Origin of the sequence: Neobacillus drentensis (genome assembly GCF_036966985.1) — a bacterium.
GTDB lineage: Bacteria > Bacillota > Bacilli > Bacillales > Cytobacillaceae > Neobacillus > Neobacillus drentensis_E.
This window is the reverse complement of the sequence record NZ_JBALSN010000335.1, coordinates 1-1,809: the sequence shown is the minus strand read 5'-3', so window position 1 is coordinate 1,809 and position 1,809 is coordinate 1. Positions and strand designations below refer to the sequence as shown.

At 45.1% G+C, this 1,809-nt stretch carries 1 protein-coding gene; it reads right to left on the bottom strand.

Annotated features, from left to right (window positions below; translation table 11 throughout):
* Positions 1-143 precede the first annotated feature (143 nt).
* Positions 144-1,809, bottom strand: a 1,666-nt coding sequence (locus V7659_RS20890) for an ABC transporter ATP-binding protein (RefSeq protein WP_335541965.1), incomplete at its 5' end; no start/stop codon positions are given.

The window sequence follows — 1,809 nt, the reverse complement described above, 5'->3', positions numbered from 1 at the left end:
GCGCCTCCTTTTACCGCTCCATCCTAAATATCCATTCATCGGTCAATCCAAGGTGTCTCCACCACAGCAACCTAAATATCATCTCCTCGGGCAATGAAGGAACTTTGTGCACAAAAAAAGAGACTGGTTCCCCAGTCTCCACATCATTCTAAACCCGCGTCCACGTTTTTGAATTGATTATAAAACATACTATAATATTTACCTTCTTGGCTCATTAATTCCTCGTGATTACCGTTCTCGATGATTTCCCCTTGGTCGATGACCATAATGGTATCAGCACCCTGAATTGTGTTGAGGCGGTGGGCAATGATGAAACTGGTCCGGTTCTCCATCAAGGATAGCAAGGCTTCTTGAATATGGAGCTCGGTTCGGGTGTCAATACTGCTCGTTGCCTCATCCAAGATGAGCAAAGCAGGCTTTGCTAGGATCACTCTCGCTATCGCTAACAGCTGACGCTGTCCTTGACTTAAATTGCCGCCGTTTTCGGTTAAGACTGTTTCATATTGGTTGGGCAGCCGCTTAATAAACGTGTCGGCATTGGCCATCTTCGCCGCACGCTCGACCTCGTCGTCGGTTGCCTGCGCATTCCCATACTTGATGTTTTCCTTGATTGTTCCTGAGAATAAATATGTATCCTGAAGGACAAATCCAAAGCATCTCCGCAAACTGTCCCGTGTGTACTCACGAATATCATGGCCATCAAGCAGAATGCGTCCGCTGGTCACGTCATAAAATCTCGTCAGCAAATTTACAATTGTTGTTTTCCCAGCACCAGTTGGACCGACAAGGGCGGTACTGCTGCCGATAACGGCTTCAAAGCTGACATTTTTTAGAATGGGAACATCGGCCCGATACCCAAAACTAACATTTTCAAAGACGACATGTCCTCTTGGCTTTTTTAAATTAATAGCATGAGGATGGTCAAGCGGTTCCTCTTGTTCATCGATGATTTCAAAGACGCGCTCTGCACCAGCCACGCCGGACTGAAGAATATTAAAAATATTAGCCAAATCATTAAGCGGACGGACGAATTGCCTCGAGTAGGTGATAAAGCTGGCAATCGCCCCAATCGTGATGATGCTTTTTACCGCAAGAATTCCACCAACCACGGCGACAACGGCAAAGCCTAAGTTATTGATCACGTTCATGATGGGCATCAAAAACCCGGACCAAATTTGCGCCTTGAGGCCGACCTCACGCAGCCTCGTATTGACAACCTCAAACTCTTCAATGACTTTCTCCTCGTGATTAAAAGCTTTAACAATTTCAATTCCAGATATAGTTTCCTCGATATGTCCATTTAATTTTCCAAGCTGGACTTGTTGGTCCTTAAAAAAGACACTGGTCCGTTTCGCAATGGTCCTCGTTAATAAAAAAACAAGCGGTACGGTGATTAAGCTGGCCAGAGTTAATAATGGGCTTATTAAAAGCATCAATATTAATGACCCGGTAATAATGACCAATCCGGACATTAATTGCGTCGTCGATTGCGAGATGGAGTTACTCACGTTATCGACATCGTTCGAAAGCCTGCTCATTAACTCACCGTGTGAACGAGCGTCGAAAAATGATACCGGCAAGCTTTGTAACTTTTTAAAAAGGGCATCTCGTAAGCGTTTGACAATCCGCTGTGATACACCTGCCATCAGCCAGCCCTGTAAAAAAGTAAGCAAACTGTCAGACACATAAGCAGCTACCAAAATGGCAATCATCACTTCAAGAAAGCCAAAATCGACTTTACCACCCTGACTACTCATCGCATCAATTGCTTTCCCAATCAGGAAGGGAGCAAGCAGCATCAGGGCAGAA